The sequence below is a fragment of the Amycolatopsis sp. cg5 genome (genome assembly GCF_041346955.1).
GTDB lineage: Bacteria > Actinomycetota > Actinomycetes > Mycobacteriales > Pseudonocardiaceae > Amycolatopsis.
On sequence record NZ_CP166849.1, the window covers coordinates 9572366 to 9598173 of the forward strand.

A 25808-nucleotide genomic window follows, 5' to 3' on the forward strand; every position below is an offset into this window, starting at 1 on the left:
AAATCGGACACGACGGTTGCCGAACGTCAGTGAATAGGCAACGGTTGACGCACGTTCGGCGGCGGGAGTTCCCAAGACGATGAACATTCTCGAGTATGTGTCCGACCGGTGGGACCGGCTGTCCCTCCAGGCATTACTGCACGTCAGCGCGGTGGTGCAGTGCACGATCCTGGCCGCGGTCATCGGGGTGGTGATCGGGATCGCCGTCTACCGCAGCCCGATCGGCTCCGCGCTGGCCACGGCGCTCGCCAGCACCATCCTGACGGTCCCGTCCTTCGCGCTGCTGGGTCTGCTGATCCCGGTGCTCGGGCTCGGCGCCGACACCACGGTCGTCGCGCTGGTGCTCTACGCGCTGCTGCCGATCGTGCGGAACACGATCGTCGGCCTGAGCGGTGTCGACCCGGCGATCAGCGACGCGGCCAAAGGCATCGGGATGAGCCGCTTCGGCGTGCTGACCAGGGTCGAGCTACGGCTGGCGTGGCCGGCGATCCTGGCCGGGATGCGCGTGGCGACCCAGATGCTGATGGGCATCGCGGTCATCGCCGCCTACGCCAAAGGTCCCGGCCTCGGCTCCGAGGTCTTCTCCGGGCTGTCGAACGCGGGTAGCGCCAACTCGCTGAACCAGGCCATCACGGGCACGGTCGGCGTGGTCATCCTCGCGCTGCTGCTCGACGGCGTCTACGTCCTGATCAACCGGCTTACTGTTTCGAGGGGTGTCCGTGGCTGAGAACGAGGTCTCCGGGGTCGAAATCGAGCTGGAGCACGTCACCAAGCGCTACCCCGGCACCCGCGAGCCCGCCGTCGACGACTTCTCGATGGTCGTGCCCGCGGGCAAGATCGTGGTCTTCGTCGGCCCGTCCGGCTGTGGCAAGACGACCACCATGCGGATGATCAACCGGCTGATCGAGCCGACCTCGGGCAAGATCACGATCGGCGGCGAGGACGCGCTGCGCATCGACGCCGACGACCTGCGCCGCCGCGTCGGCTACGCCATCCAGCAGGCCGGATTGTTCCCGCACTTCACCGTCTCGCAGAACATCGCCGTGGTGCCCGGCCTGCTCGGCTGGGACAAGAAGCGGATCAACGACCGCGTCGAGGAGATGATGGACCTGGTCGGCCTCGACCCCGCCGACTTCCGCGACCGTTTCCCGCGCCAGCTCTCCGGTGGCCAGCAGCAACGCGTCGGCGTCGCACGCGCGCTCGCCGCCGATCCGCCGGTGCTGCTGATGGACGAGCCGTTCGGCGCGGTCGACCCGATCACCCGTGGCAACCTCCAGGACGAGCTGCTGCGACTGCAGACCGAGCTCAAGAAGACGATCGTGTTCGTCACGCACGACTTCGACGAGGCCGTGAAGCTCGGCGACAAGATCGCCGTCCTTGGCGACAAGTCGACAATCCTGCAATACGACACGCCTGAGTCGATCCTCGCCAACCCGGCCGACGACACCGTCGCCGGCTTCGTCGGCGCCGGTGCTTCGCTGAAGCAGCTGACCCTGCTGCGCGTTCGCGATGTCGAACTCCAGCAGGAAGCGCTTACGGCCGAGATCAGCGAGTCGCCCGCCGACGTGCGCGAGAAGCTCGTGCAGCGCAACAAGCATTTCGTGCTGGTGCTCGACCAGCGTCGCCGTCCGGTTCGCTGGGTCCACCTGAGGCAGCTGGCGTCCGCGAGTTCGCTCGCCACGGCCGGGAAACCGTTGCGCGACATCGTCACCCTGCAATCGACGTTGCAGGACGCGCTCGAGGCGATGCTCGCCGAGGGCGGCGCGGTGCCCGTCACTGGCGCGCGCGGCGAGTACGCCGGGACGATCGAACTCGACACCGTCATCGCCACCATCCAGAAGCTGCGTGAGGACCACAACGGGGATGTGGCCGAATGACAGCCACCGTCGACACCGGGTTTTCCACGGAATCCAGTTCCAAACGTGCCGAGCGCGTCCGGCTTTTCGCCCAGCCCGCCGCGGTCCTGCTGATCGTCGGCGGCGTGCTGGCGGTCGTGTTCGCGAGTGACCTTTCCGCCACGGAGAAGGAAACCCTCAACGCGAGCTCGCTGTTCGAGGCACTCGGCGACCACCTGCTGATGACGCTGGTGGTGACGGCGATCGTGGTCGCGGTCGCGGTGCCGCTCGGCGTGGTCGCCACCCGGCCATGGGCACGCTGGGCCGCGCCGGTGCTGCTGGCGATCGCGAACATCGGCCAGGCCGCGCCCGCGCTGGGTGTGCTGGTGCTCTGGTTCATCGTCACCGGCGCCACCGGCGGACTGTGGGTCGCCGCGCTGCCGCTGGCGTTCTATTCGCTGCTTCCCGTGCTGCGCAACACGATGGTCGGCCTCCAGCAGGTCGACCCGGCTTTGATCGACGCCGGCCGCGGCATCGGCATGTCGTCGTCCGGCGTGCTGTGGCGCGTCGAATTCCCGCTGGCGATCCCGCTGATCTTGGCCGGTCTGCGCACCTCGCTGGTGCTCGCGGTCGGCACGGCGACGTTCGGCATGTTCGTCAACGCGGGCGGCTTCGGGCTGCTGATCGACACGGGCTACAAGCTCAACCTCACCAAGGTGCTGGTCACCGGCTCGGTGCTGGCCGTCGGACTGGCGCTGCTGGTGGACTGGCTGGGCGCGGTCGCCGAACAGCTGCTCGGACCGAAGGGACTGCGATGAAGCTGCGCGCACTCGCCGCCGTGGCGCTGGTCGCGTTGACCAGCGCGTGCGGCCTCGACGTCAACACCTCGCTGCCGTACACGATCCACCCCGGCTCGATCCAGCCGATCCCGGCGCTCAAGGACGTCAAGGTGACCGTGGGGTCCAAGGACTTCACCGAGAACATCCTCCTGGCGTACATGGCCGAGATGGCGCTGTCGGCGGCAGGCGCGGACGTACGCGACCTGACCGACATCAAGGGCTCCAACTCGTCACGGCAAGCTTTGCTAGGCGGCCAGACGGACGTCACGTGGGAGTACACCGGCACCGGCTGGATCAACTACCAGGGCAACGAGCTGCCCGTGCCAGGCGGCGAGCAGGCCCAGTACGAAGCGACGAAGAAGGCCGACGAAGAGAAGTTCGGCGTCACCTGGCTGAACTACTCGCCGCTGAACGACCAGTACGGCTTCGCCGTCACGCAGGCCTACGCGCAGCAGAACAACCTGAAGACCAACTCGGACCTGGCTCGCTTTCTCAAGGAGCGTCCGGATCAGGCGGTGTTCTGCCTGGAGACAGAGTTCACAAGCCGCCAGGACGGCTTCCCAGCCGCTGTCAAGGCATACGGGTTCCAGCAGCCCGTGGTGAAGAACTTCGGCATCGGCACGATCTACTCGGCCGTGTCCAGCGGCACCTGCCCGATCGGCGAGATCTTCACGACCGACGGCCGCATCGCCGGCCTCAACCTCAAGGTCCTCGAGGACGACAAGAAGGCGTTCCCGCAGTACAACGCCGTCGCCACGCTCCGCTCCGACTTCCTCAAGCAGCACCCGGAACTGCGTGGTCCGCTCGAGGCGGTCAGCAAGGCCATCGACAACGAGCAGATGATCGAGCTCTGCAAGCAGGTCGACGTCGACGGCCGCGACCACGGTGAAGTCGCCCGCGACTGGATGGTCGCGAAGGGCTTCGTCAAGACCGACTAAACGCCGAGCCGGTGCAGCAGCTGGCCCTCCAGCATGTCCAGCTCACCGGCGACCGCACGATGCGCGGACTTGCGGCGCGGCGCGGGCATCCGCTCGGCCGCCCGCACGGACGCGGCGAGCTGTTCGAGCGTGCCCTTGGTGCGGTCGGCGAACTCCTTGTCGGCCGCGGACGCCTTCGAGGACATCGAAAGCTCGACGAGACCGTCGGCCAGACCCGAGATCCGGGCGTGCAGTTTCGCGCCGCGCCCGGTGAACTCGGCGAGCCGCGAGACGTCGACGCCGAGCTTTCGTGCCTGGTAGCGGTCGTAAGCCTCACGAACCGCGCCCGCCGCCTGCACCGCGTAAGGCGCCACGACCGGGATCACGGCAGGCGCGATCACCTTCGCCACGCCGAGTGCGTTGCGTGCGTTCTTCGGGGTGAACCTGCCCTCACTCGCCTCATGCTTGACCTTGCGCGCCATGGCCTACCTCCTCCGAGCTTGGTCACGAACTTACTGGCACAGGTGACCGCGAGCATGTCGGTGTCCGGGTTCTTGCATAGAGTGACGTCTATGGGCCCGGATGTTCTCCTCGATGCTGGCGCGGTCAGCCGCTGCCGTCGTCGTGTGCACCTGGACCACGACCCGGACATGCGTGACGTTCCGCTTGCCCCGCCCGACCCCGCCGCCGAGCAGCGCATCGCCGACGCGACCGCGCACCGCAAGGAGATCGCGCGGCAGCTCGAAGAGGCCGCGAACGCCGGCGACGGCTGGGTGACCATCGCCCGCGACCAGCCCGCGGCCGAGCGGGTCGAGGCCACGGAGAGCGCTCTCGCGGCCGGTGCGCGGTACATCTGGGGTGGTCTGCTGCCCGCCGATCGCGTCGGACATCGGCGTGGCGGCTCGGAACTGCTGGTCCGGACCAGTCAGGGTTATCTGCCGGTGCTGGTCGTCCGGCACCGCATCACCGACCGCGGCTCCGGCGCGATGACCACCCCGATGCTCGACCTCGACGCGGCGAACCAGCTGCCCGACCCGGCCCGCAAGGTCCGCTCGCAGCCGCGCGACCTGCTGCGGCTGGTCCACCTGCGCAAGATGCTGGAGACGCTGGGCCACGCCGAAACCGGCCGCGCGATCGGCGGGGTCATCGGACTCGACGCCGACGTCGTCGTCTGGCACGACCTGGCTTCCCCCACCTGGCCAGGCGGCCGCAGCGCGCTCGCCGAATACGAGACCCGGTTCGCCGACCGTCTCGCGATCGCGACGGCCGCGTCGAACGGCGAACCCGCGCTCGCCGAGCCGTCCCGCGTGCTGGAATGCCGCCGCTGCCCGTGGTGGCCCACCTGCGAGACCGAGCTGAACAACACGCGCGACGTCAGCCTCGTGGCACGCGGCGAGGACGCGGCCGAGCTACGCAAGGCCGGAATCTCCACTGTGGACAAGCTGGCCGCGATGAACCCCGACGAAGAACCGCCGATGCCATGGACCGGCCCGAGTTTCGCCGACGCGGTGTACCTCGCCCGCGCCTGGCTCGCCGACCTCACGGTGGTCCGCCGCACCCGCGACGTGTTCGTCCCGCGCGCGGACGTCGAGGTCGACGTCGACATGGAGAGCTTCGGCGAATCCGGCGCCTACATGTGGGGCTCGCTGCTCACCGGCGCCGACATCGGCATGCCGCAGGGCTACCGCGCGTTCGTCACCTGGGACCCACTGCCGACAGCCGACGAGGCACGCTCGTTCGCCGAGTTCTGGGCCTGGCTCAGCGAAGTCCGCGAGCGCACGGCCGCGGCAGGCCTGACATTCAGCGCCTACTGCTACAACGCGATGGCCGAGAACCGCTGGCTCTTCGGCTCGGTCGAGCGCTTCGGCGAATACCCCGGCATCCCGACGAAGAAGGACATCCAGTCCTTTGTGGATTCCGAGGAGTGGGTCGACCTCTTCCGCAGCGTCACCGACCAGTTCCTCTGCTCCCAAGGCAAAGGCCTCAAAGTCATCGCCCCGGTCGCCGGCTTCACCTGGCGCGACCCCGAAGCCGGCGGCGAAGCCTCGATGAGCTGGTACCGCGACGCCGTCGGCATGGACGGCGACATCCCCGACCACACCCAGCGCGACCGCCTCCTCCGCTACAACGAAGACGACGTCCAAGCCACCCGCGTCCTCCGCACCTGGATGTCCGGCCCCGCCATGGCCACCGTCCCCTACCTAGGCGACCTCTGACCCCGGTAAAAATCCCAATGCGTCTTTCGGTCCTTGGTGGGTCCCGAATGCGTCTTTCGGTCCCTGCCAGGTCCCCAATGCGTCTTTCGGCACCTGGGAGGTACCGAAAGACGCATTGGGATTTTTTCCCAGGACCTAGCGAGGAGCCATCCGGAGCGAGCCGTCCATCCGGATGACCTCGCCGTTCAGGTAGTCGTGGTCGATGATCGCCAGCGCGAGCTGGGCGTACTCGTCCGCCCGGCCGAGCCGCTTCGGGAACGGCACCCCGGCGGCCAGCGTCGCGCGGAACTCCTCGGAGACGGTCGCGAGCATCGGCGTCTCGATGATGCCCGGCGCGATCGTCATCACGCGGATGCCGTGCGAGGCCAGGTCACGCGCGGCGGGCAGGGTCATGCCGACCACGCCGCCCTTGGACGAGGAGTACGCGACCTGGCCGATCTGGCCGTCGTAGGCGGCGACCGAGGCGGTGTTGATGATGACGCCGCGTGCGTCGTGCTCGAGCGGCTCGGTCTTGGCGATGGCCTCCGAGGCGAGCGTGAGCACGTTGAAGGTGCCGATCAGGTTGATCTGGATGACCTTGGCGTACAGGTTGAGGTCGTGCGGGCCCTTCTTGGACAGCACGCGCCCGGCCGGGCCGATGCCCGCGCAGTTCACCACGGTCCGCAGCGGGCCGGATCCGGCCGCCGTGTCGACGGCGGACTGGACCTGCTCGGGGTCCGTCACGTCGGCCTCGACGTAGGTGACGCCGTCGACCTTCTCGGCCTTCTCGATCGAACCCGCGAGGTCGAGCGCGAAAACCCGCGCGCCCTTCGCGGCGAGCGCCGATGCCGTGGCGAAGCCGAGACCGGAGGCGCCACCCGTGACGAGCGCGGACGTGTCGGTGATCTGCATGTTCATCCCTTCATGACCTGCGTGAGACCGAGAACAGGTTAACGCTCGTTCGCACTTTCGTCGCCAGTGTGCTGCCTCACCTGTCGTGAGGAGTACTCGGGGAGGCCCACCTTTGTTAGTTTCGCGGTCAACTCCGGCTGAGACCTTCGCAATCATGACCGCAGCTCGGATCGTGGTGGTGGGGACCGGATACGTCGGCTTGACCACGGGGGCCTGCTTGGCCAGCCTGGGTCACCGCGTCACGTGCGTGGACGTCGACCAGGCGAAGGTCGCGCGGCTCTCGGCAGGCAGGGTCGACATTCTCGAACCCGGTTTGTCCGAATTGGTCGCCAGAGGACTGACCAGCGGGCGGCTGACTTTCGTCGTCGGAGCCCGCGAGGCCGTGCAGGACGCCGAGGGCGTGTTCCTCTGCGTGCCGACTCCGATGGGCGCGGGCGGCTCGGCCGACCTGCGCGCCGTGGAGGCCGTGACCGAAGAGATCGGCGACGTGCTGCCGTCCGGCTGCGCGCTGATCACCAAGTCGACCGTGCCCGTCGGCACCTCGCGGCGGATCCGCGAGATGGTCGGCCGCTCGGACATCCCGGTCGTGTCGAACCCGGAGTTCCTCCGCGAGGGCACCGCGGTCGTCGACTTCCTCAACCCGGACCGCATCGTCGTCGGCTCTGACGACCGCGAAGCCGCCACCTGGGTCGGCTCGCTCTACGAAAGCCTGGCATCGGCCACCGTCGTCTGCGACGCGGCCAGCGCCGAACTGGTCAAGTACGCCGCGAACTGCTTCCTCGCGGTCAAGCTCTCCTACGTCAACTCGATCGCCGAACTCTGCGAGCGTCTCGGCGCGGACATCACGGTCGTCACCGAGGGCATGGGCTACGACCGTCGCATCGGCCGGTCCTTCCTCAAGCCCGGCCCCGGCTGGGGCGGCTCCTGCCTTCCGAAGGACACCAGCGCGCTGGTCAAGATCGCCGAGTCGGTGCAGTACGACTTCGGCCTGCTCAACTCCGCGATCGAGGAGAACATCGCCCAACGCGACCGCGTGGTCGCCAAGATCGCCGGCGCGGTCGGCGGCACGCTCAACGGCGCCCGCATCGGAGTGCTCGGCCTCGCGTTCAAGGCGGGCACCAACGACCTGCGCGACTCGCCCGCGCTCGCGGTCTCCTCGGTCTTGTGCGCGCTCGGCGCCGAACTCACGGCCTACGACCCCGCCGTCGGCGGCGAGATCGCGGGCATGACCGTCGTCGACGACCCGTACCAGGTCGCCAAGGCGGCCGACGTGGTCGTGGTGCTGACCGAATGGGACGAGTTCAAGCGCCTCGACTGGTCCTACATGGCCGAGCAGATGGACGGCGACACGGTCGTCGACACCCGCAATCTCCTTGACCCGCAAGCGATCCTGGACGTCGGCCTGTGCTGGCAGGGCATCGGCCGCCCCCGAGTGCGCCGCGAGGTCAACGCTTAAGTACTAGGGTCGGGCCCATGTCTGTGACCCTGCGACCTGCGACTTCGGCCGACGTGCCCGCCGTCGCCCAGATCTGGCGCGACGGCTGGCGCGACGCTCACCTCGGCAACGTGCCCGACGGGCTCGTCGAGGTCCGCACCGACGAGTCGTTCGGGACCCGCGCCGCCGAGCAGGTCGGGGAGACGGTCGTCGCGATCGTCGGCGGGGTGCTCGCCGGGTTCGTCATGGTGATCGCCGACGAGGTCGAGCAGGTCTATGTCTCGGCGGGGCACCGGGGGACCGGGGTGGCCGCCGTGCTGCTCGCCACGGCGGAGCAGGTGGTGCTGCGCAACGGGCACAAGCAGGCCTGGCTCGCCGTGGTCGAGGGCAACGCCAGGGCCCGCAAGTTCTACGAGCGGCAAGGCTGGGCCGACGAGGGACCGTTCGACCATCACGCGCCGAGTACCGATGGGCTGATTCTCGTACCGGCTCATCGCTACGTGAAAGTCGTTAGCAACGCGTAGTATTTGAGGCGTGTTCACGACCAGGCCGGAACTCGCCGGTACCCACGGCATGGTGGCATCGACACACTGGCTGGCCTCGGCCACCGGGATGGCGGTGCTCGAAGACGGCGGCAACGCCTTCGACGCGGCGGTCGCCGCCGGGTTCGTGCTCCAAGTCGCCGAGCCGCATCTGAACGGCCCCGGCGGGCAGGTGCCCGCGATCTTCGTGACCGCGGCGGACCGGACGCCGCGCGTGCTCGCCGGCCAGGGTGTTTCGCCCGGCGCCGCGACGCCGGAACACTTCGCCGGCCTGGGCCTCGATCTCATTCCCGGCTCCGGGCTGCTGGCCGCGACCGTGCCGGGCGCGTGGGACGGCTGGCTGCTCATGCTGCGTGACCACGGCACGAAACGCCTGCGTGACGTGCTCAAGTACGCGATCTCGTACGCCCGCGACGGGGTGCCGCTCGTCGCACGCGTCACCGACACGATCGCCGCGGTGTCCGACCTGTTCCGCGATCACTGGACGTCGTCCGCCGAGCTGTGGCTGCACGCCAAGCCCGGAGAACTGCATCGCAACCCCGCGCTGGCCGCGACCTGGGAACGGCTGCTGCGCGAGGCCGAGTCCGTCAACGACCGCGACGCCCAGATCGAGACCGCGCGCCGTGCCTGGTCGCGCGGGTTCATCGCCGAGTCGATCGACGCGTTCAGCCGCCAGGCGTTCCGCGACGACTCCGGCCGCGACCACGCGGGCCTGCTCACCGCTGACGACCTCGCGAACTGGGAAGCGACCTACGAGGACGCGCTGATCACCGACGTCGGCGACTGGGGCCTCGTCAAGCTCGGCGCCTGGACGCAAGGACCGGCGCTCGCTCAGCAAGTGTTGCTGCTGGACGGTTTCCGCGACGAGTTGTCCTATGTGGATGGTGTGCCGACGGCGCGCACCGTGCACCTCGCCACCGAGTGCGCGAAGCTCGCGTTCGCGGACCGCGAGGCCTGGTACGGCGACACCGACGTTCCGCTCGACGTCCTGCTGTCCGCCGAATACACGGCCGCGCGCCGCGCGCTGATCACCGATGAGGCGAGCGCGGAACTGCGGCCGGGCAACGGCGGCCGTCTGCCGTCGATCATCGAGGAACTCCGTGGCGCGCAAGCGGGTTCCGGTGCGACCGGGGAGCCGACCGTCGGCCCGCAGGGGCGGACGCGGGGCGACACCGTGCACATCGACGTCGTCGACGCCGCGGGCAACATGGTGTCCGCGACCCCGTCCGGCGGCTGGCTGCAGTCGAGCCCGACGATCCCCGAACTCGGCTTCTGCCTCGACTCGCGCGCCCAGATGTTCTGGCTCGAACAGGGCCTGCCGAACTCACTGCGGCCGGGGAAACGCCCGCGCATCACGCTTTCGCCGTCGATGGCGCTGCGCCACGGCGAGCCGGCGATCGCGTTCGGCACGCCGGGCGGCGACCAGCAAGACCAATGGCAGCTGTGTTTCTGGCTCGCGCACACGCTCGGCGGCCTGAACCTCCAAGAGGCCATCGACTCGCCTGCCTGGCACACCACGGCGTTCCCGAGTTCGTTCTACCCGCGCTCGTGGACGCCGCGTGAGCTGGTCGTCGAGTCCAGGGTCGGACAGTCCACATTGGACGAACTCGCCGAGCGCGGGCACCGGGTCGTCGACGCCGGCCCGTGGTCACTGGGCAGGTTGTCGGCCGTGTCGCGCGACCCGGCCACCGGCATCCTGCGCGCCGCCGCCAACGCGCGGGGCGCGCAGGGCTACGCCGCCGGGCGCTAGGGCTTGCGCCAGAGCCAGAACTCGATGCCCTGGTCATCGGTGCAATCCGCGGTGTCGCCGTACGGGTTGTGCTCGATTTCGCCAGGCTGGCCGCCCTGCGCCCGAACGCGGTCGAGCGCGGCTTCGAGGTCGTCGACGGCATACATCAGCTTCCAGCCGACCTGCTGCTGCCCGCCCCAGAGCCCGCCAGGAAGTCCGGGACCTTCGAAGCCCCAAGCGCCTTCGACGCGTCCCGCCGAGAACTGCCAGCCCAGAACCGCGCTGTAGAACGTCTTCGCGAGCTTGTCGTCCGGGGCCTGGAAGGTGAAGTACATGGCTTCGCCGTGCTTGGCAGGCTTCTGCTCCGGCGCGGTCGGCGCCGCCGCCTGCGACACCAGCCACCGCTGGCCGAACGGGTCACGGAACGCCCCGCTCGTGCCGTAGGCCGACGCCGTCACCGGCCGGATCACCTCGGCGCCCAGCTCAACCGCCCTGCCGAAGCTGGCGTCCACATCGGACACCTCGACTCGCACCGACGCCCCGCCGGTCGTCGAGGCGACATGCCCGATCTCGGGGTGCTCCTCGGCCAGCATCAGCACGGAGTCGCCGATGGCCAGCTCGGCATGCCCGATCTTCCCGTCTTCCATGACGATCGGGTCGCCTCGCCGGACCGCGCCGAACACCTCGACGTAGAAGTCCAGCGCCGCCCGCGCGTCGGAAACGGCCAGGTAGGGCGTGAGCGAGCGGGTTTCGGCGCGCGACGGCGCCTCGGTCGTGGTCATGTCTTCTCCTCGCAGCACGGCCTCGCGAAGCCGCGTCAGCAGCTCCTCGGCGAAGTCCGCGTCGGGTTCGATGGGCTGTGGAGGACGGCGAAGCGCGTCGAACGGATCAAGCATCGCTGCCCTCCTTCTCCTGATAGGCCTTCCGAAACGCCGTGCGCGCCCTGACCAGCAACGCCTCGGTCGCGTGCACACTGCGTCCCAAATGCGCGGCGACCTCTGGCACGCCGAGCCCGTCGACATAGCGCAACGTCAACGCCGACCGGTGATGCGCGCCGAGCGTCGCGAGCACCTGCCTCGCCAGCAGCGCGTCGAGTTCCCCGTCCCACGGATCAGTGACCTCGGGCGCGCTGTCGTGGACGATCCGGAGCCCGCGCTCCTCACGTTCCTTGCGCCGCCAATGGTCGGCGAGCTTGTGCCGGGCGACGCCGATCAGCCACCCGGTGCTCACCGCGGGCGCGTAATCCTTGCGGCAGGCACTGACCGCGCCGAGGAAGGTCTCGGACGTGAGCTCCTCGGCCAGCGTGCGATCACCGCACCGGGACAGCAGGTACCCATAGACCTCCGGCAGCGCCGACTCGTACAGAGCCAGCAGCGCGAAGGCCGGGTCCCGCTGTACCCGTGGTTCCGTCACATCCTCATCGTCGCTCGGGGACCCGGTTTTCCGACGGGTGAATCTCGAATTTTTCCAGCAGCGCCGACTTGATCTCCGGCCTGCTGCCCGCGACCAGCAGGAACGTCGCCTCCCTGACCAGCCGCTGCGCGTGCTGACCGGCGAGCACGGCACTGCTCCCGACCGCCGCGACCAGCGCGCCCGCAGACCGGAAAGCCAGCTCGGCGGCCCGCGCCCTGGCCTGCGGCAGCCCGCCCGGATCGGCCAGCCCCGCGTCAAGCGCGGCGCGGATCTCCGTCTGCTCGGCCCGCAGCGAAGCGGCGGTTTCCGCCTTCCCGGCTTCCTCGATCAGCCGAGCCGCCCGCTCGGCGATCCCCAGCGGCGCACACCCGTTCAGCCGCGACGCGAAGGTGTTCCCGGCGACGAAGTCCGCATGAGCCACTTCGGCGAAAACGTTCTCGCGCGGCACATAAAGGCCGTCCAGGGTCAGCCCGACAGTCGAAGTGCCCTGCGCCGCCACCAGCTCCAGCCGCCTGACCGCGACGTTCGGCCCCGCCACCGGCCGGATGACGGCATTGACCACGGTCTCGCCGTCCCGCCCGGACAGCTGGAGCACATCGATGCTGCCCCAGCCACTCACGAACGGCGCCTCACCCTCGAACACGAACCCACCGTCGACCCGCGTCGCGCGCATCCGCGGCGGCGTCGGAATCACCCCCGCGTACGCGACCCCGGCACGGAGATCACCCCTGATCAGCGACGCGAGGTACTTGTCCCGCAACGCCTCGTTCGACGAGCCGAGCAGCCCCACCACCAGCCCGTGATGCTGGATCCAGGTGAACATCGTGCTCAGGCAGCCACCGGCCAGCGTTTCCAGCACCGCGATCAGCTCCGGGAACTCGGCACCGGCACCACCCGCCTCAGCAGGCGCCGCCAGGCCGTAGAAACCCTCAGCCGCCAGCCGGTCGAAGTGCGCCCGCGGCACCTCGCCCTTCGCATCCACCTCGGCCGCAGCCGGAAACAGCACGTCATCGGCAAGGGCACGGGCCCGTTCGACCAGCATGAAGTTAGGTTACCCTAATTTCACCTCGACCGGGCTGCAGAAGTGGACTAGGCCACATGGTAGTGTGGAGGCTCCGATCGCGGATCATGAGACAATGCCGGTGACGTGAGGAGACGCAGTGACGGCCCTTCCAGAACCGCAAGGACACCCGTGGCTCGCGATGCCCGATCACCTGCTGACCCTTGAGGAATATCTGTCGCTGGGTGAGACCGAATCGGGTTACACCGAACTCGTAGAAGGTCGTCTCCACATGTCACCGAGTCCCCGGCGTGCGCACAATGTGGCTTCGCTGAAGCTGGCAATGCAACTAATTCCGCAGCTACCTGGCGACCTCGAGGTTGTTCAGGACATCGACATCGACCTCGGGGACCTGGCCGGTAACGGGCTGGCGTTCTCCAGACGGCCGGACCTGGTCGTAGTGAGCAAGGCCGCGGGAGTGCGGCTTGACGCTGACGGCGGTATATATCAGGCGTCCGAGGTCGTGGTGGTCGTCGAAATCGTGTCGCCGGGTTCGAAGCGCACCGATTACGTCACCAAACACGGTGAGTACGCCGATGCCGGGATCCCGCACTACTGGATCGTCGACCTCGTTGACCGGGCGTCGCTCGTCGCGTGCCATCAGGCTGGCGTTTTCGGCTACCAGGACGCTCCCGCGGCGACCGGAACGTTCACCACCACCGAGCCTTTCCCGCTCAAGCTCGACCTCGACCAACTGGACTCGTGAGCGTTCCGGGCGGTTCTAACCGCCCGCAACGCGCACGACCCCTTTACCCCCGCGGATCCGGCAGGCGCCGCGCGAACCACATGACACCCGCCGTCATCAAGCACTGCAGCCCGATGACGATCATGAACCCATCGCGAACCCCGATCGACCCGATCAGCGAGGCGAACAGACTCCCCAAAGTCGCGATCCCCAGCGCCAGCGAGGTCTGCTGAGTCGTGGTCATCACCCCGCTGCCGACACCCGCGATCTCAGCAGGCACCCGCGAGAGCACGATCCGGAACAACGTCGTCATCGCCAGCCCCTGCCCGATCCCGGCCAGCAACATCCCCGGCGCCAAGTCGAACACCGTGACCGCCGGCCAGGCCATCGCCATCGTCCCGACGAGCACCAGCAGCCCGAGCAGCTGGATCGCCGCGCCCGCCACCACGACCCGCTGCCCGTAGCGCGTCACGAACCGGCTGCTGACCAGCGACATCGTGAAGAAACCGACGGCCATCGGGGTCAGCGCCAGCCCGGACTTCAGCGGTCCGAAGTGCAGGCCTTCCTGCAACGTCACCGCGACCACGAACATGAACGCCCCGAACCCCGCGAAGAACGGCACCCCCACCAGCAGCCCGCGACGCATCGACGGCATCCGCATCACCGACGGCGGCAGCAACGGCATCGCGCCGGAACGCTCGATCCGCCGCTCCACCACCACGAAACCCCAGACGGCGAACGGGAACACGGCCAGCAGCGCGATGCTCCACGCCGGCCAGCCCAGCGCGCGTCCCTCCATGAGCGGGACCAGCAGCGAGAGGATCGAGACACCCAGCAGCACCGTGCCGAGGCGGTCGACGCCGTGCGGGTTCTCCGACCGGCTCTCCGGCAGCGTCTGCCTGGCGAGCCACAGTCCGACGAGGCCGATCGGCACGTTGACCAGGAAGATCGGCCGCCAGCCGGTGCCCCACAGATCAGCCGAGACGAGCAGTCCGCCGACCAGCTGACCGACGACGGTCGAGATCCCGCCCATGGCCCCGTAAAGACCCAGCGCCTTCGACCGGCTTTCCCCCGAGGTCGACGCCTGGATGATCGAAAGGACCTGCGGCAGCATCAACGCCGACGCCGCTCCTTGCAACGCCCTGGCCAGCACCAGCAGGTCGACGGACGGTGCGATGCCGCAGAGCAGCGAGGTCACGGTGAACGCCATGAGCCCTATGAAGAACAGACGACGGCGGCCGTAGGCGTCCCCCAGGCGCCCACCCACCACCAGCAACAGCGCGTACGAGATGCCGTACGCCGCGACCACCAGCTCCAGGGTGGCGGTGGACGCGTGCAGATCGGCGTTGATCGTCGGCAGCGCGACGTTGACGATGAAGAAGTCGATAATCGGAAGTGCCGCCCCCAGCAGCACGGTGACCAGGCCCGCACTGGACAGGCCCGGCCTGACTACGCGCGTCGGCGCGGCTTGAGTCAAGGTCATGGGTACTACGATCCATCGACTCGGAACCTGGTACCAGGAGCCTGTTCATCCTGGTACTACGACTACCTGGCACCAGGCTCACCGTCAGGTCAACGGCGGCTCCGCTCCCACTCCAGCTCGCGACGCAGCTGCTCGATGCGGGTCGAGTAGTGGCGCCAGGTGGCGATGTAAGCGGCTTGTAGGCCGACGAGGGCGGCTAGTCCGAGGCTGACGAGCGGCTGCATGAAGACTCCCAGTGCGAATGCCGCGCTGCGCGGCGGTGCTGTGTACAAACCGGACGTTAGTTACGGGAAGCTCTTGGTGTCACGTGCCAGCGGAAACACGTCAAGAATGCGCCAGAAGATTGGGGATTCGCCGAAAAGCCGCCATTCTCGGTCTTGGCGACCTGTCAATGATCTTGAAACGCGGTGGCGGAAATATGGCAGATTGCCTGCTCATCCTAGGTTTGCCGGACCTGGTTCTGTAACGTCGTCGCGGTTGGGTAGCCTGATCGGCCGAAGCTGGACCTGACGTGCATGTTTTCTGGAGACATCCCGGACCTAACAGAAAGCGACAAGGATGCCGGTTCCTGCTGGGGGAAAAGACCCGCTCAAACTTGCGAAGGAAGCCGCACGTGGGTTGCATAAAGCGCTGGGCGTCAGGAAACCCGGGATCCGCAAGAAGCTCGGCGCCGAGTTGTGTGCTTTGTGGGGCATCGACGATGGGGACTCCATCGAGGTCGTTCGCGCCAAAATCGTCATCCGCCTCGAAGACGTGCTTGGCGTCATTCGCGATGAGCAGATGACGCTTGCGATCAAGACGGCTTTCAACTTTTCGCTCGACGAGGAGGTCAGCGCACTTCAGTACGGCGGTCGGTGTGCCTGGCTGCAGAGTCAAGGTGGCAAAGGGCTTTCCACGAGGAATGTCCCCCGGTTGCTCGATGACTTCTTCGCCGAGTTGGATCGAAGCCTGGACAGTCCACTCGCGCCTGTCCCGGACGGTCGGATCCGTCAGGTGGTTGCCAGGGAGGGGAGAAACCCGACCTGGGAAGACGCGGCAGGACTCGACGGAAAAGTCCGCGGATTATGGGAGCCCAAGGATCCGGCAGGTGAGGCCATCGACGCGTTCATCGACGCGAGTGTCTACGAGCCACGGACCTTGGACAATCGTCCCGCGATCGTGAGTGTTCCAGAATCCGGCGCCTGGTTGTGCGTCTTCGGGGATCAGCGGCGACTTGATGTCTACCGGCACGTCGTCCGTCCACCGTGGTCGGACGCCGTCGCGATCAAGAGGGGCGCTGACATTGTGCTAGGTATGACTCGAGCCAGCCGTCACGCGGGAATTGTGTTGAATCCGAGTCCGCAATTGGGCCAGATCGCCTTGGACGTCCTCGTGCTGCCGCGAGAACTCGTCGCCGAACTCGCGGGGAGGTTGTAGTGACCGGGTTTTCCGTGGACCCTGAGGAACTGCGCGATACGTCCACGGCATTGCGCGAGGTGACGATCGAACTCCGCGATCAGGCGACCCTGAAATATCAGATCGACTCGAAGCAGGTAGGCGATGACGTACTGGCGGACGCATTGCAGGGTTTCCAAGACGAAGGAAAGGCCGGAGTGCGCATGATTCTGGACACCACCGCGGAACTCGCCGGTCGGCTGCGGGAATCCGCTGGACTCTACGAGACATTCGACAACGACACGGTCGAAGTTCTTCGCCCATTCGGCGAGCAGGCTTAGATCAGGCTGAAGGATCGGAACAATGGACGAGATCGACGATCCGAGCTTGTTGCTGCCGCCGATCGCCGGAAACGCTGCGGCCATGGACAACGAGTGCCGGCGACTCACCATCCTCGCTGACTGCCTCGACGACGCTGGGCGCTCGGTGAGGCGAGCGCAAGTTTCGAGCTGGAACGGCAAGGCGGCTCTGCGCTTCGAGGGGTCACAGTTCGCACTGGTCAAGCAGTACAACATCGCGGCTGACGCCCACCGTGACGCGGCCGCAGCACTGGGCGCCTACCAGGACACGCTCGAAAACCTGCAGCGACTACGCGCGGCCGAAGTGGCCACGATCCGCGCGAGCCCGCATCCACTTCGCTACGAAGCCGCCCGGATGTCGATCGTCAGGTGGAAGGCGCAGTTGGCTTCGGCGGCAGACCACGCCGCACGCAAGCTCACGGCGGCTGCCGGTGAGTTCGCGGCGGTCCGTCCGTTGCTGCCTGAGCGAACTCGGCAGGCCGAGCCGCTCAAGCTCACCCTGGTGCCGCCGCCACGGCTGCCGGCCGTGACGCGGAAGTCCAATTTCAGCCCGTATCAGGCGCATCGTGACCTGGAGCCCTACCGTGCGGAGGTGCAGAAGCTGAGCGACGCCATCCTGCTTGCTTGGCGCGGTCTGGCGTCTTAACCTGGTACCAGGAGCCTGTTCATCCTGGTACTACGACTACCTGGCACCAGGCTCACGCCTATGCGAACCTGGATACATGACCGCAGCCGTCCAGCGCCACGAGCTGGCGTCCTTCCTCCGCAGCCGCCGTGAGCGCATCACGCCGGACCAGGTCGGGCTGCCGCTCGGCGGACGCCGTCGCACGCCGGGCCTGCGGCGCGAGGAGGTCGCGCAGCTCGCCGGGGTCGGGGTCACCTGGTACACCTGGCTGGAGCAGGGGCGTGACATCAACGCGTCCGAGCAGGTGCTCGAGGCCATCTCGCGGACGCTGCGGCTGGACCCGTACGAGCACACGCACCTGTTCACCCTCGCGGGCGCGCCCGAACCGGCCATCAAGACCGAATGCCGGGTGATCACCCCGGCCACGCAGGCGATGATGACCCAGCTCGAGCCGTTCCCGGTCGCGGTGCGCAACGCGCGGTGCGACCTGCTCGCCTACAACCGGGCCTACAACTGGCTGATGGGCGATGTCGACAACCTCCCGTTCGAGGATCGCAACACCCTGCTGCAGTGCCTGACCAACCCCGAGTGGCGCCGCCGTCTGCCCGACTGGGAGATCAACCTGCCTCGGGTGATCTCCTCGTTCCGCGCCGCGATGGCCGAACATCTCACCGAACCCGCGTGGAAATGCCTGGTCAAGCGGTTGCGCGCGGAGTCGCCGTTGTTCGAGCAGGTGTGGGATCAGCACGAGGTCAGCGCCGAGCGGATCCTCACCAAGCGGTTCCTGCATCCCGAGGTCGGCATGCTGCGCTTCAACTTCTCCTACCTCTACCTCGGCAGGCGCTCCGAGGTCATGATGGCGACCTACACCCCGGCGGATGAGGACACAGCGGGCAAACTGCCCATGTTCAGCCAAGCCGGAATACCGCACCTGACGTAGTACGAGAACCGCTTCTCGGCTGACGCTGTTGGCGCTCTACTCGGAGTAGTTTGCCTCCCGTGTGGAAGACAGTGCGCAAGAGAGACGCGGTGACCGCGGTCGCCGCGACCCTCTTCGTGCTCGCCGTGCACACCGGCGCGGCCAGGTGGCAGCCGGAAACGCACCGGCTCGACGCGTTCGGTTACCTCTGGCTCGCGGCCGCCGGGCTGCCGCTGATCGTGCGGCGGCGGTTCCCGTTGACGGTCTTCGTCGCCTCGGGCGTACTCACTTGGGCGTACTTCGCGGTGCACTACTACTCGCTCGGTCCCGCGTTCGTGCTGCCGACCATCGCGCTGTTCGTGCTGACCAGGGTTCGCGGCTGGATCGTCGCGAGTGCCGCCGCAGGCACACTGATCGTCGGTGGCTGGATCGTCTCGGTCAGCACCGGTGGCCCGGTCATCCCGGACTCGCGTGGCGCGGTGGTTCTGGTGCTGGCGAGCGCGGTGATCGGGATCGCCACGGCCGTGCAGAACCGGGTGGCCGTCATCGCGGCGAACCGCGAGCGGGCGGCCGAACAACAGCAGCGGATGGCCGAGCAGGAACGGCTGCGGATCGCGCGCGAGGTGCACGACGTCGTCGCGCACAGCCTGGCGATGATCAACGTCCAGGCCGGGGTCGCCGCGCACATCGCCGACCGCAGGCCGGATCAGGCGAAGGAGGCGTTGGTCAACATCAAGGAGGCGAGCGCTTCGGCGCTCAAGGACCTTCGCGCAACGGTTGCGCTGCTTCGTGGAGGCGAAGATCGCGCGCCTGCGCCAAGTCTTCGTCAGATGTCCGAGCTGATTGAAGGAGCCCGCGCGACCGGGCTTGACGTGCAGGTTCACGGTGAGCCCGGTGACCTCCCCGCGCCGGTCGACGGTGCCGCGTACCGGATCTTGCAGGAGTCGCTGACCAACGTTGTGCGCCATGCCAACGATCCGACGAAGATCGATGTCCATTTCGGACAACAAGATCTCCAATTCCTGCTCGTCGTCAGGGATGATGGGACAGGAGCGGTTCAGCCGAAACCCGGACACGGCTTGCGGGGCATGGGTGAGCGGGCGGCGGCGCTCGGCGGGCGGCTCACGGCGTCCGTTGTAGACGGCGGGTTCGAAATCAAAGCCGAGTTACCGATCGAGGGGGCGCCATGATCCGCGTTCTGCTGGCCGACGACCAGGTGCTGGTGCGTGCTGGATTCCGCGTGCTACTCGAGACCGAAGACGGCTTCGAGGTCGTTGGCGAGGCAGGCGACGGTGACCAGGCCGTCGCGATGGCGACCGAATTCAAGCCCGACATCGTCGTCATGGACATCCGGATGCCCGGCGTCGACGGCATCGAGGCCACCCGCAAGATCACCTCGAACCCTGACCTCGACCACGTGAAAGTCCTGGTGCTGACCACCTTCGACGTCGACGAGTACGTCTACGACGCGCTGCGCTCCGGCGCGAGCGGCTTCCTGCTCAAGGACACCGAGCCGGTCGAGCTGCTCCGCGCGCTCAAGGTGGTGGCCGACGGCGAGTCGCTGCTGGCGCCCACGGTGACCAGGCGGCTGATCGCGGAGTTCGTCGGCAGGCCGGAGAACCGCCAGATCGACACCAGCGCCGTCCGGGAGATCACCGACCGCGAACGCGAGGTGCTCGCGCTGGTCGCCGGCGGGCTGTCCAACGACGAGATCGCCAATCAGCTGGTCATCTCGTCGGCGACCGCGCGCACGCACGTCAGCCGGATCATGACGAAGATCGGGGCCCGCGACCGGGCCCAGCTTGTGGTGCTCGCCTACGAATCGGGCCTCGTCACCCCGCGCGGGCGTTAGCGGCTTCTCAGCTGCAACGCCACGCGGACGACGAAGACCACGGCGAGCACGGCGACCACGACGATCTCGAATGTCATCGCGACTCCTCAGTCATGTCAGCAGATGCTCTGCCTCAAGGACGCCTGACTGTGGGACGTGGTCGCGTTCAGAGACCTATGTCACCCTTTTGGAGTAACGGCGGCCCAGGCTCGCCGCGGGTCCAGATCGAGCGGACGCGGGTCGGGGTCGGGGCGCAGCCGGCGCAGCAAAAGCTGCTGGACCAGGGCGGATCGGTGATCGCCTCGGGCAACCTGAAGCCAGAACAGGTGGTCTTCGAGGCCTTCGAGCATCGGCTCCTCGGTCCAGCCGCCCAGCGTGTCGATCAGCGACCGTCGCACCAGGTAGCCACTGCCGAGGTACGGCAGGGTCCGCAGCCGTCGCTCTTCCGGCGGCAGCGCGCCGACCAGGCCGTCGACGGGATCGCCGATTGGCGCGTGCACGACGTCGACACCGTCGGCCGCGGCGACGAACCGCTCCAGCAGGTGCCTGGACGCGCGCATGCCGCCGTCGAGCACGAGCAGCATCGACGCCGACGACCGCTCCAACAGAATGTTTCGCGTGAAACCACGGCCCAGCGGCCGCTCGTTCAACAGCAGGTCATACGGCCGGGGCGCGGGCCAAGGTGACACGCCGTCCTCGCCGACGAGCACCCGCTTCGGCAGCACTGTGCCGGTCAGCAGGTCCGTGACCAGGTCATCCGGGTCGACTTCGCCGGGGCGGCGCACGATCAGCACGTCGACGTCGGCGTGCGCCGAGTCCGCGAACAGGTGCGAACCCGAGGCAGGCACCCAGCGCCGCTCGGCGAGCCGCCGCGCGGCCGCCGCCCGCTGCGCGAGCTGACCGGCCTGCGCCGTCGCCCGCGCGGTGACCGGCGTGCCCATCGACCGGTCGCCCGCGAAGCGCGCGTCCCAGGACGGGGTGTCGATGGCCATCGCGTTCTCCGGCGAGCGCAGGCTGTTCGCGTGCGCCCGCGCCGCGTCCACGCTGGTCGCCGGCGTTGTGCCGCTGACCAGCGAAGACGCCAGTTCGATCAGCATCTGAGCCGAACCGGGCAGGTCGAGTGTCTTCACGAACTCGTACGCGGCCATCCGCAGGTGCCGCTCGCGCTCCGGCTCCGCGGCCATCGCCGCCGCCACCGCGCCGAGCGAGTCGGCCCTGGCGATCACCAGGTGCTCACCGGGGATCATCGGCTCGACGTCGATCGACGTCTCGGTGAGCACCACGCAGCCGTTCGACATCGCTTCGAGCGTGCGCACCCATTCGAGGGTCTGCTTCTGCTCGCGGTGCAGATTGAGGATGAACCGCGACGCGGCGAGATGCTCGAGTTTCGCCTTGCCAGGCAGGAAGTCGACGCGCGCGGTCGCCATCATCTCGTGCGGCGGCGTCAGCAGCCGGGTACGCAGGCCCGCGAGGTCGCGCGCGTACGAGGCGAGCAGCTTCGAGCGGCGCCGCTCGGCCGTCGCGAGGTAGGTGACGTCGATGTCGCGCGTGCTGTCGGGGTCACCGCCCCAAAGGTCCCAGAGCGGGCTGTAGCCCAGCTGGAAGTGCTCGACCTTGATGCCGCGACGGTTCAGCTCGGCCGTCGAGTCGTGGTTGATGTCGACGGCGCCGCCCAAGCCCCGCACCAGCGCGGCGTTGCGCTCGAAGGTGTCCGTGCCGGGGTGCTCGACGCAGAAACCGATCGTGCGACGGCACTGCTCGGCGCTGGGAAAGTCCGCGTCCGGCGCGACCACGAAGTACTCGTGCGGGACGACCACGTAGACCGTGTCGGACTCGGCTTCGGGGAACCGGCCGACGACCGACCGCGCGCGGCCGCTCGCCGAACGCACCGCGTCGGCGACGACCTCGAGCAGCTCCTCCATGAACGCCGAGCCACCCTCGGCGGAGACGAAACAGAGATCAGCGCTCACGGCCGGTCCATCTTCTTGCGGACCGCGCGCAGCGGCGCGGTGACGCGCCAGCTGACCGTGCGGTGCGTCGCGTCCAGCTCACGGGCCATTTCGGCGGCGCGGCGCTCGGCTTCGAACAGGCGCTGACGCTCGGGCGTCGAGTCACCGGTGACGTCGAAACCGGTCGCCTCGGAGCCACCGGCGGACAGCACGAGTTCGGCGTCCAGCAGCGCGAGGCGCATCTTGTCGCGCTCTTCACGCGTCGCGGCCAGCTCGGCTCGCAGCGAGGCACGCTCCTGGCGCAGCACCGCGAGGTCGGCCGCCAGCGCCTCGGCGCGGTCGGAGATCTCCTTGTGCTCGGCGCGCAGCTTGGTGATCTCTTCGTGCTCAGACATGGTGACCCCCGGCGAGTTCGGTCAGGATGTGGGAAAAGTCGCGGGCGTAACCGGATGGGTCGAGCCAGGGTTCGAGCTTCTCGTACGCGGCCTTCGCCATCTCGCGCCTGCGCGCCGGCGTCGCGTCCAGCGCGCGCAACAGCGCCGCCGCGAGCGCGTCGACGTCGTTGGTCTCGAAGAGCCAGCCGGTCTCGCCGTCGGTGATCATCTCGCGCGCGCCGAACACGTCGGTCGCGGCGACCGGCACCCCGCAGCACACGGCTTCGAGGATCGACCGGGGCAGCGACTCGATGTCCGAGCTGTTCACGAACAGGTCGGCCGCCTGGATCCAGCGCAGCGGGTCCGGCGTGACCGGGATCAGCTTGACCACGTCTTCCAGCCCGGCGCGCTCGACGGTGTCCTCCAGCGCGAGGCCGTACGGCGACGGGTGGTGCCCGACGATGTTCAGCTTGGCGTTCGGGTGCAGCCGGTGGATCCGCTGCATCGCGCTGATCAGCGGCCCGTTGCCCTTGCGCGACTCGACGATGCCCAGGTTGATCATGACGAAGTCGTCCGGCGAGAAGCCGAGCGTCTGCCGCGCCTGACGCCGCGTCTCGCCGCGCGTGCGGCCCTTGAACTTGTGCATCGGCGTGCCGTAGCGGACGGTCTGGCACCGCTCCGGCTTGCTGTACGGCAGGAACATCTCGCGCGTCGCGTCCGCGACGAACAGCAGCTTGTCGACCTCGCCGAGCGCGCTGACCCAGCGCTGCCACACCGCGTTCGGCGGCTTGGCCGGTCCCCAGTTCTGATACGCGAACGTCGGCAGCTCGAAGCTCTCGTGGATGACCCAGGCGGTCGGCAGGCCCGCACGCTTGGCCGCGTCCGCGCCGACGAACCCGCCGAGCGTGTTGACCAGCGCGACCCCGGCGCCGGAGCATTTCGCGAACCGGGCCATCTCGGCGACGTGGCCTTCGTAGCCGGGCACCGTCTGATAGCGGTAGTGCGTGGTCACGTGCACGGGGATGCCCAGCTCGGCGCAGTCGGCGCGCAGCGGGCCGTCGGTCTCGCTGACCAGGCTGATCTGCCAGTCGTGCTCCTTGACCATGCGGGTCAGGAGCTCCTGCAGCCAGAGCTGGCCACCGCCGACACCGAGGCTGTGCGTGAACACGAGCAGGTGCTTGGGGTCGGTCTGGACGTGCACGCGCGCCATCGCCTTGGCGGTGTCACCGGCCAGCTCGTCGGCGAGCTCGGCGTCGTCGATGTCGGCCTCGGGGTTGCGCAGCAGGAACGGCCGTTTGGCGGAGACGTGCTCGCCGACGCCATCGGTCCGGTAGCGGACACGCACCGAGAGCGTGCGCTCCTCACCAGGCTCGATGTCGATCGGCACCCAGGCCTCGAACCCGCTGACCCCGGCGTCGTCGAACGCGGGGAACTCCTTCGCGACGTCCTCACGCGGCAGCCGCGTGCGCGCGCGGATGGTCCGGCCACCCTCGACCATGACCTCGATCAGGCTCGGCGCGCGGCCGTCCAGCAGCGCCCAGCCGGTCACATAGACGACCCGGCCCTCGGACACCTTGGTCGTCTTCGGCGCTTCCAGCTCGCCGAGCCACAGCGGCTCTTCACCAGGCAGAACGCCGACGAAGAACGGGCTTTCGGTCAGCGTCTCACCACTCGGACCCTCGACGACGACCTTCTGCGCGCCGGACGGCACCCAGCTGCTCGGCACCGCGCGGAACCCGAGCGCGCCGGTGGGCGCGCCAGGGCACGGCTCGGGGTGCAGGTTCGCCTCGACCTCGCCGAACCGCACGGTGACGTCGTCGACCCTGCTGACGCCACTCACCCAGCCGCGTAGCTCGAAGAGATGGCCGACCGGCCGGTCCGGCGGCAGGATGCCGGCGGTGTAGAGGGTCATCATCTTCCTAGCTTGTCAGGTCCACGTGCTGGTCGAGTGCGTTTTCAGGAAGCGGGGAACGGCGTGAGCGTCTTCTTGACCGCGCGCTGGTAGCTGCCGCTCAGCGCCTTCTCGTCCTCGATCTTGTCGGTGGGGAACTGCTGGTCGATGCTGACCCGGATGACGTTGTCGCCGGAGACCCAGGTGCCGCGGTAGATGCCCGAGGTGTCACCGGTCTTCTTGTGCAGCGCGACCGACTCCGGCATCTCCGGCAGCGGCTCGGAGATCAGCGTGAACCCGTTCGCGGCCTGATAAGCGCGCAGCTGCTTGAGAAGCTCCGTCGCACCGGCGGGGCTACCGACCGGGATGACCATGATCGAGATCTTCGCGGGCTGCGGGCCGAACTCGTCCGGCTGCTTCTGCGAGCCCTTCCACGCGACCTCTTTGACTCCGGCGGCGGTCAGCAAGTCGACCTCGCCCTGCTCCAGCACGCTCGTGCCGACCAGCTGGCCGACGCCGAGCACGTTGTTCTTCGGGTCAGGCTCGCCGCTCGGGTTCGGGATCTTCTCGAGCAGAAGCTCCGACGGCGACTTCGGCTTGGGCGGCGGCGAGTTCTGCGAAGTCGGCGCGGGCGCGGGGGTCTTGTCGGCCTCGGTGTTCTCACCAGACGGCTTGAACAGGAAGTAACCGCCGACACCGAGCCCGGCCAGCACGAGCAGCGCGACCACGACGATGACGGCGATCTTGCCGCCCTTGCCGCGGCCGGTGCGGTCCTCGAAGACCTCGGGACCCTGCTTCACCCATTCCGAGCTGCCCGCCGGCGCGATCGGCGGGAAGTCGGAGCCACCCCACGGCGGCGCGACGTCCTGGTCCGGCGCGTTCCACGCGGGCTGCTGCTGGTACTGCTGCGGCTGCTGGAAACCACCCGCGGGGGAGTGCGGCTGCTGGAAGCCACCGGCGGGCGAGTTCGGCACGACCTGGGTGCGGTTCGGGTCGGCGTGCTGCTGTTGCTGCCAGGAGTTCACGACCTGCGTGCGCTCCGGCGCGACATCCGCGCTCGACACGATCTGCGTCGACTCCGCGCTGGGGTTTCCCTGCGGCGGGCTGACCGGCGCGATGATCTGCGTCGACTCGGCGTTGGGCTGCTGCGGGTTCTGCTGGCTCGGCTGGTTTTGCTGGTTTTGCTGCGGGGCCTGCGGCTGCTGATACTGCTGTTGCTGGGGCTGCTGCGGCGCCTGTGCCTGCTGCTGGCCGGAGTCGCCGTACGCGACGGCTGACGACAGCACCTGGTCACGGCGGACGCGGTAGTCGTCGGCGGAGAGGCGGCCCGATGCGAGCTCCTCGTCCAGATTGCGCAGTTCCTCCTGCCAGGACAAGGCAAGCCCCCTTATCTTTTAGTGCCCAGACGGCGCACTCCCGGCCGTCGTGATACCACTTAGTA

The 25808-nt window shown here is 68.3% G+C and carries 26 protein-coding genes; 15 read left to right on the forward strand and 11 right to left on the reverse strand.

Annotation, left to right across the window (positions count from 1 at the left end):
• The first annotated feature begins 79 nt into the window (after positions 1-79).
• The 4 genes from AB5J62_RS43730 to AB5J62_RS43745 are packed head-to-tail and all read left to right on the forward strand — an operon-like array spanning position 80 to position 3612.
• On the forward strand, positions 80-727 hold the full coding sequence (locus tag AB5J62_RS43730) for an ABC transporter permease (RefSeq protein WP_370945934.1): 648 nt from the start codon (positions 80-82) through the stop codon (positions 725-727).
• The gene (locus tag AB5J62_RS43735) at positions 714-1877 is read left to right on the forward strand and encodes an ABC transporter ATP-binding protein (RefSeq protein WP_370945935.1); all 1164 of its coding nucleotides are present in this window, start codon (positions 714-716) and stop codon (positions 1875-1877) included. Before AB5J62_RS43730 ends, AB5J62_RS43735 begins: the two co-directional genes overlap by 14 nt.
• Positions 1874-2653, forward strand: a complete 780-nt coding sequence (locus AB5J62_RS43740) for an ABC transporter permease (RefSeq protein WP_370945936.1) — start codon at positions 1874-1876, stop codon at positions 2651-2653. The genes AB5J62_RS43735 and AB5J62_RS43740 overlap by 4 nt, the downstream gene beginning before the upstream one ends.
• Positions 2650-3612 (forward strand): glycine betaine ABC transporter substrate-binding protein, encoded by a 963-nt coding sequence (locus AB5J62_RS43745; RefSeq protein ID WP_370945937.1) that lies wholly within the window; start codon positions 2650-2652, stop codon positions 3610-3612. The genes AB5J62_RS43740 and AB5J62_RS43745 overlap by 4 nt, the downstream gene beginning before the upstream one ends.
• Here the strand turns inward: AB5J62_RS43745 and AB5J62_RS43750 are convergent.
• Entirely contained in the window at positions 3609-4073 is a 465-nt protein-coding gene (locus AB5J62_RS43750) for a DUF6474 family protein (RefSeq protein WP_370945938.1), read from the reverse strand. The two genes, AB5J62_RS43745 and AB5J62_RS43750, sit on opposite strands and share 4 nt — an antisense overlap.
• 90 nt (positions 4074-4163) lie before the next feature.
• Between AB5J62_RS43750 and AB5J62_RS43755 the strand changes: the two genes are divergently transcribed.
• Positions 4164-5807 (forward strand): TM0106 family RecB-like putative nuclease, encoded by a 1644-nt coding sequence (locus AB5J62_RS43755; RefSeq protein ID WP_370945939.1) that lies wholly within the window; start codon positions 4164-4166, stop codon positions 5805-5807.
• Between the two features lie 135 nt (positions 5808-5942).
• Here the strand turns inward: AB5J62_RS43755 and AB5J62_RS43760 are convergent, their stop codons facing one another.
• Entirely contained in the window at positions 5943-6698 is a 756-nt protein-coding gene (locus tag AB5J62_RS43760; RefSeq protein ID WP_370945940.1) for an SDR family NAD(P)-dependent oxidoreductase, read from the reverse strand.
• Between the two features lie 154 nt (positions 6699-6852).
• Between AB5J62_RS43760 and AB5J62_RS43765 the strand changes: the two genes are divergently transcribed.
• From AB5J62_RS43765 to AB5J62_RS43775, 3 genes are read left to right on the forward strand one after another with little or no spacing between them, the layout of a single operon-like run.
• On the forward strand, positions 6853-8154 hold the full coding sequence (locus AB5J62_RS43765; RefSeq protein WP_370945941.1) for a UDP-glucose/GDP-mannose dehydrogenase family protein: 1302 nt from the start codon (positions 6853-6855) through the stop codon (positions 8152-8154).
• Between the two features lie 17 nt (positions 8155-8171).
• Positions 8172-8657, forward strand: a complete 486-nt coding sequence (locus AB5J62_RS43770) for an N-acetyltransferase family protein (RefSeq protein ID WP_370945942.1) — start codon at positions 8172-8174, stop codon at positions 8655-8657.
• A gap of 10 nt (positions 8658-8667) precedes the next feature.
• The gene (locus tag AB5J62_RS43775) at positions 8668-10425 is read left to right on the forward strand and encodes a gamma-glutamyltransferase family protein (RefSeq protein WP_370945943.1); all 1758 of its coding nucleotides are present in this window, start codon (positions 8668-8670) and stop codon (positions 10423-10425) included.
• On the opposite strand, the gene AB5J62_RS43780 is transcribed toward AB5J62_RS43775, so the two are convergent.
• Genes AB5J62_RS43780 through AB5J62_RS43790 form a run of 3 tightly spaced genes read right to left on the reverse strand, consistent with a single transcriptional unit; the run spans position 10422 to position 12859 of the window.
• Positions 10422-11300, reverse strand: coding sequence for a VOC family protein (locus tag AB5J62_RS43780; protein WP_370945944.1), 879 nt, complete (start codon positions 11298-11300; stop codon positions 10422-10424). The two genes, AB5J62_RS43775 and AB5J62_RS43780, sit on opposite strands and share 4 nt — an antisense overlap.
• Positions 11293-11817, reverse strand: a complete 525-nt coding sequence (locus AB5J62_RS43785) for an RNA polymerase sigma factor (protein WP_370945945.1) — start codon at positions 11815-11817, stop codon at positions 11293-11295. Before AB5J62_RS43785 ends, AB5J62_RS43780 begins: the two co-directional genes overlap by 8 nt.
• 4 nt (positions 11818-11821) lie before the next feature.
• Positions 11822-12859 carry an acyl-CoA dehydrogenase family protein gene (locus AB5J62_RS43790; protein WP_370945946.1) on the reverse strand — a complete coding sequence of 346 codons (1038 nt, stop codon included), beginning with the start codon at positions 12857-12859 and terminating at the stop codon, positions 11822-11824.
• 118 nt (positions 12860-12977) lie between these two features.
• On the opposite strand from AB5J62_RS43790, the gene AB5J62_RS43795 reads away from it, so the two are divergent.
• Entirely contained in the window at positions 12978-13583 is a 606-nt protein-coding gene (locus AB5J62_RS43795; RefSeq protein WP_370945947.1) for a Uma2 family endonuclease, read from the forward strand.
• Positions 13584-13626: 43 nt separating this feature from the next.
• Here AB5J62_RS43795 and AB5J62_RS43800 read toward each other — a convergent pair whose 3' ends face one another.
• Both AB5J62_RS43800 and AB5J62_RS43805 read right to left on the reverse strand, forming a co-directional pair.
• Complete coding sequence (locus AB5J62_RS43800) at positions 13627-15045, reverse strand: MFS transporter (RefSeq protein WP_370945948.1); 1419 nt, start codon at positions 15043-15045, stop codon at positions 13627-13629.
• 89 nt (positions 15046-15134) lie between these two features.
• The gene (locus tag AB5J62_RS43805; protein ID WP_370945949.1) at positions 15135-15269 is read right to left on the reverse strand and encodes a hypothetical protein; all 135 of its coding nucleotides are present in this window, start codon (positions 15267-15269) and stop codon (positions 15135-15137) included.
• 334 nt (positions 15270-15603) lie between these two features.
• Here AB5J62_RS43805 and AB5J62_RS43810 point away from each other — a divergent pair, with 334 nt between their 5' ends.
• From AB5J62_RS43810 to AB5J62_RS43835, 6 genes are all read left to right on the forward strand, one after another.
• The gene (locus AB5J62_RS43810) at positions 15604-16461 is read left to right on the forward strand and encodes a hypothetical protein (protein WP_370945950.1); all 858 of its coding nucleotides are present in this window, start codon (positions 15604-15606) and stop codon (positions 16459-16461) included.
• The gene (locus AB5J62_RS43815; RefSeq protein WP_370945951.1) at positions 16461-16760 is read left to right on the forward strand and encodes a hypothetical protein; all 300 of its coding nucleotides are present in this window, start codon (positions 16461-16463) and stop codon (positions 16758-16760) included. Before AB5J62_RS43810 ends, AB5J62_RS43815 begins: the two co-directional genes overlap by 1 nt.
• Before the next feature lie 22 nt (positions 16761-16782).
• Positions 16783-17424 (forward strand): putative T7SS-secreted protein, encoded by a 642-nt coding sequence (locus AB5J62_RS43820; RefSeq protein ID WP_370945952.1) that lies wholly within the window; start codon positions 16783-16785, stop codon positions 17422-17424.
• Between the two features lie 76 nt (positions 17425-17500).
• Positions 17501-18343 carry a helix-turn-helix transcriptional regulator gene (locus tag AB5J62_RS43825; protein ID WP_370945953.1) on the forward strand — a complete coding sequence of 281 codons (843 nt, stop codon included), beginning with the start codon at positions 17501-17503 and terminating at the stop codon, positions 18341-18343.
• Between the two features lie 59 nt (positions 18344-18402).
• Positions 18403-19512, forward strand: coding sequence for a sensor histidine kinase (locus tag AB5J62_RS43830; RefSeq protein WP_370945954.1), 1110 nt, complete (start codon positions 18403-18405; stop codon positions 19510-19512).
• Entirely contained in the window at positions 19509-20174 is a 666-nt protein-coding gene (locus AB5J62_RS43835; protein WP_370945955.1) for a response regulator, read from the forward strand. The genes AB5J62_RS43830 and AB5J62_RS43835 overlap by 4 nt, the downstream gene beginning before the upstream one ends.
• Before the next feature lie 158 nt (positions 20175-20332).
• On the opposite strand, the gene AB5J62_RS43840 is transcribed toward AB5J62_RS43835, so the two are convergent.
• Genes AB5J62_RS43840 through AB5J62_RS43855 form a run of 4 tightly spaced genes read right to left on the reverse strand, consistent with a single transcriptional unit; the run spans position 20333 to position 25743 of the window.
• The gene (locus tag AB5J62_RS43840; protein WP_370945956.1) at positions 20333-22123 is read right to left on the reverse strand and encodes a glycosyltransferase; all 1791 of its coding nucleotides are present in this window, start codon (positions 22121-22123) and stop codon (positions 20333-20335) included.
• On the reverse strand, positions 22120-22497 hold the full coding sequence (locus tag AB5J62_RS43845) for a hypothetical protein (RefSeq protein ID WP_370945957.1): 378 nt from the start codon (positions 22495-22497) through the stop codon (positions 22120-22122). The genes AB5J62_RS43840 and AB5J62_RS43845 overlap by 4 nt, the downstream gene beginning before the upstream one ends.
• The gene (locus AB5J62_RS43850; protein WP_370945958.1) at positions 22490-24391 is read right to left on the reverse strand and encodes a glycosyltransferase; all 1902 of its coding nucleotides are present in this window, start codon (positions 24389-24391) and stop codon (positions 22490-22492) included. The genes AB5J62_RS43845 and AB5J62_RS43850 overlap by 8 nt, the downstream gene beginning before the upstream one ends.
• A 41-nt stretch (positions 24392-24432) precedes the next feature.
• A complete protein-coding gene (locus tag AB5J62_RS43855) occupies positions 24433-25743 on the reverse strand; it encodes a flagellar basal body-associated protein FliL (RefSeq protein ID WP_370945959.1) in 1311 nt (436 codons plus the stop codon).
• Positions 25744-25808: the final 65 nt, after the last annotated feature.